General features: G+C 69.9%; 2 protein-coding genes and 2 pseudogenes. 1 reads left to right on the forward strand and 3 read right to left on the reverse strand.

Annotated elements, in window-relative coordinates:
- From NI18_RS19270 to NI18_RS19280, 3 genes and pseudogenes are all read right to left on the reverse strand, one after another.
- A pseudogene (locus tag NI18_RS19270) lies at positions 1 to 205 on the reverse strand (hypothetical protein); the annotation flags it as partial.
- 64 nt (positions 206 to 269) lie between these two features.
- A complete protein-coding gene (locus NI18_RS19275) occupies positions 270 to 698 on the reverse strand; it encodes a hypothetical protein (protein WP_128082336.1) in 429 nt (142 codons plus the stop codon).
- Positions 664 to 2043 (reverse strand): glycosyl transferase family protein, encoded by a 1380-nt coding sequence (locus NI18_RS19280; RefSeq protein ID WP_084215310.1) that lies wholly within the window; start codon positions 2041 to 2043, stop codon positions 664 to 666. Before NI18_RS19280 ends, NI18_RS19275 begins: the two co-directional genes overlap by 35 nt.
- A 305-nt stretch (positions 2044 to 2348) precedes the next feature.
- Here NI18_RS19280 and NI18_RS19285 point away from each other — a divergent pair.
- Positions 2349 to 3766 (forward strand): annotated as a pseudogene (locus NI18_RS19285) (ATP-dependent DNA helicase); the annotation flags it as partial.

Genomic DNA, 3766 nt, shown 5'->3' on the forward strand with positions numbered 1-3766 from the left:
GGACGGCCCGCACCCCCGCCTGCGATGCGCCCAATTGCCCCCCCGATACCGTACCCGACGCGCCACCGCGCGCGAGCAGCCAGCCGCTGACGCTCAGCGGCGCGTGCGAAGTTGCACGGGTCGCGCCGATCGCAGCCGGACCGAGCGGCGGGAGCATCGCGATCCGGCCCTGCCGGTCGGGCGCAAGGTCGGGCTGGACGTCCATAGTGAATTCGACGTCACGATCTGCGGCGTGCCTCGCGCGAACGTCAGCGGGGCGAGCACGCGCGTCAGGATGACCGCGGCGAGCACCGGCGCGGCGCGGGCATGGCTGCGCGACGCGTGGGCACCATGCCCGATGGTCCAGTAGGGCGGTCGCGACGCGTGACACGCCGGTCGGGCCGGTCGGCTGCGGCAGCAGTGATGTTCGCATCGTCGGTGGCGCGACGATGGTCGGTAGTGGCGATACCCACGGCGCGGGCTGCGGGCGAAGCTTGCCGATCGTGCCGCCTCCCCGCCGCGACAGTGGGACGCTGCAGGCTGCCAGATTCGCCGGGCGACAGCACCCCCGCCGCATAGGGCGACAGCACCAGGATCCGCATCGCGACCCATCCGCCGAGCGCCGCCGCGAGAAAACGGAGCGGCCGCCCGCCCTTCACCCGTGGCGCAGCGTGCGCGCCCCGCTCACCCTCCCGACGATCGGAGATCGGGAAATTCATGCCGGGTCTTGTCCCAGACCAGCGCCGCGCCGCGCAGCATCGCAATATAGCGGACCACGGCGCGCGGCGCGGCGATCAGGCTGATGACATTGCCGACGACGAAGCGGGGCAGCGACCAGAATGCCTCGGCCAAGCCGTAGATGCGCGCGGTGAAGGCCATCCGCATGCCGAGCCGCCACAGGAGAAGCCCGATATTCGCCCCCGCCAGCCAGACGACCGGCATCGCCGGCCAGCCCTGCGCGGCGGGGACCATCGCATGAACCAGGAACGTCAGGACCCAGGCGGTCAGCCCGACATAGGCGGCGGCCAGCACGACCATGCTGAGCGGCGCCCGCCGGTCGCGCATCCGCATCCAGTGATCGGCCAGTGCCTGCGGACGAGCCCAGCCGGTCCGGTCCCAGCCCGCCAGCGCGATCCCGGTCATCCAGCGCGCCTTTTGCCGGACGGCGGCGTCGAAGGTCGCCGGGAAGAACGCCCGCACCGCGATCAGCGCGCCCGCATCGTCGACGATGCGGGCAAACCGTCCGGCCCCGCCGAGCTGGGCGATCCGCAGCCCGAGCTCATAATCCTCGGTCAGGCTGGACGCGTCGAACGGATCGCCGTCGCGGGTCGCCGCCACGGTACCGAGGATCGCGGTGGACATCGCACACCCCGTCCCCGCCAGCGGCATCCCCGCACCGAGCGCGGTACGGATGACCAGCTGCTTCATATGCGCTTCGGCGAACTCATCGGCATAATGCCCCGACACGAGCCGCGAGCCGCGCTTGACGAGCGGCAGGACGGGCAATTGCACGACGGCATAATGGTCGATCAGCGAATCGAACACGCGCAGTTCGAGCGGGTGCACAACGTCTTCCGCATCGTGCAGCACGACCGCCTTGGTCCGCCGCCGGTCGCGATCGTCGGCGCGGCGCAGCGCATGCCAGAGCGTGTTGAGGCAGTCCGCCTTTGTCGTCGGCCCATCGCGCTGGCCAATGACCAGGCGGATTCGCGGATCGCGTGCGGCCACGCGCGCCGCGGCGTCGATCGTCGCGCGGTCGTTCGGATAGAGGCCGACGAAGATGCGGTAATCGTCATGGTCGAACCGCGCCACCGCCGCCGACAGCATCGCGCCGATTACCGCCACCTCGTCCCAGGCCGGCACGAACACCGCGAGCCGGCCGGGCTCCGACGGCGTGGGCAGCGCGTGCATGCCCGGCAAGGTCGACGGTCCGCGCCAGATTTTCCAGAAAAAGAATGCGATGTCGACCAGGAGGTCATCGATGCCGCCGATCAGCAAGCCGACCGCAGCAAATGCCACCGCCTCGCGCACGATGATATCGATGATCCCCAGCGACTCGCTCATCGGCCCTCTCCCCGGCCAAGACTATCCGCTGTCCCCGCCGTAACGGACCAAACATGATCCGTTTCGGACAGGTGTCGGCCGACCGATCGTCAGAATATTGGAATGACTTGGCTCGTCCGCCGACCGATGCTGAAATTTGCACCGAATAAACATCGCCTGCCACGCTGCCCGGTGCGCGACTCAGCGTCTGTTCGGCAGGGCGGGGACGGCTCCTCATCACCGACGAGACCCACGTACAAGTCGGTATTGCGCTTTTCGGCACGGCGAGGTTGCCAATTCGTTCCGCATCGCGCACGGTCGGCAACGTGCTTGCCTACCCCGCCCTTCACGCCAGCCATGGCGGCATCTGGGTCGCACAGGGTGGCGAGACGCGCGGGATCGGGCGTGGCGAAGCGATCCGGATCGCTGCCGACACGCCCGTCATACTGCTCAACGCCGCGCTGATCGGCCAGCGTCTGGGCTATGCCGATCTGTCGGGGCTCGACCTGCTCGAACTCTATGCGTTCCTGCGCCCGGCGCAGTTCGCCGTGCCGACGCCGAAGGGCATCGCCCGCGTCACCGGTCTCGACCTGCCGACCGAGGATGCCGAGGTCGCGCCGTTCCTGTTGCGCGCGGCCGAGGCGATGCTGGCGCTGACCGACGCGGCCGACTGGCCCGAGCGGGAGGGGGCCTGGACCGCGGCGCAGTCGCTTTACCGGTTACGCTGGCCCTGGGCGCCCGTGGTCGCCGAACGGCTGGCCAAGCCGGCGGTCAACGAACGCTGGCTGTTTTCGAAACTGCCCGAATGGGAGGAGCAGGCCCCGCGCCCCGCGCCGCGGACGATCGCGATCGAGCCCGGCGATGCCGAGGCGCGACTCGACGACCTGACCGGGCATGGCGCGGAGGAACGGCCGGGGCAGCGCGCCTATGCCGCCGCGGCGACGGCTGCGTTCGCGCCGCGGGCGGTGCGCGATTCGCCCAATCTGGTGCTGGCGGAGGCGGGGACCGGGATCGGCAAGACGCTCGGCTATCTCGCCCCCGCCTCGATCTGGGCGGAAAAGGCGGGCGGCGCGGTCTGGATCTCGACCTATACCAAGCGCTGCAGCGCCAGCTGGGGCGCGAGACCGAACGGCTCTTTCCCGATCCCGCGGTCCGCCGAACCAAGGTCGTCACGCGCAAGGGGCGTGAGAATTATCTCTGCCTGCTGAACCTCGAAGATGCGTTGCAGGGCGGGTTTGCGGGACGGGCGGCGGTGCTCGCGCAGCTCGTCGCGCGCTGGGCCGCGTATAGCGCGGACGGCGACATGGTCGGCGGCGACCTGCCCGGCTGGCTGCCGACGCTGTTCCGGCGCAACGGATCGACCGCATTGACCGACCGGCGTGGCGAGTGCGTCTATGCCGGCTGCCCGCATTACCGCAAATGCTTCATCGAACGTGCGGCACGCGCCTCGACCGATGCCGACATCGTCATCGCCAACCATGCGCTGGTCATGGTCAACGCAGCACGCGGACGCGAACTCGCGACGCGGCCGACGCGTTTTGTCTTCGACGAGGGTCATCACATCTTCGACGCCGCCGATTCGATGTTCGCGACCGCGCTGACCGGCGGCGAGACGATCGAGCTGCGCCGCTGGATCATCGGTCCCGAGGGCAGCAGCCGGGGGCGGCGGCGCGGACTGGCCGCACGCCTGTCCGATCTCGCCAGCTATGACGAGGCCGGCAATCGCGCGATCGGCGAGGCGGTG

It is taken from the genome of Sphingomonas sp. Ant20, from assembly GCF_000783375.1.
In the GTDB taxonomy this organism is placed as follows: domain Bacteria; phylum Pseudomonadota; class Alphaproteobacteria; order Sphingomonadales; family Sphingomonadaceae; genus Sphingomonas; species Sphingomonas aerolata.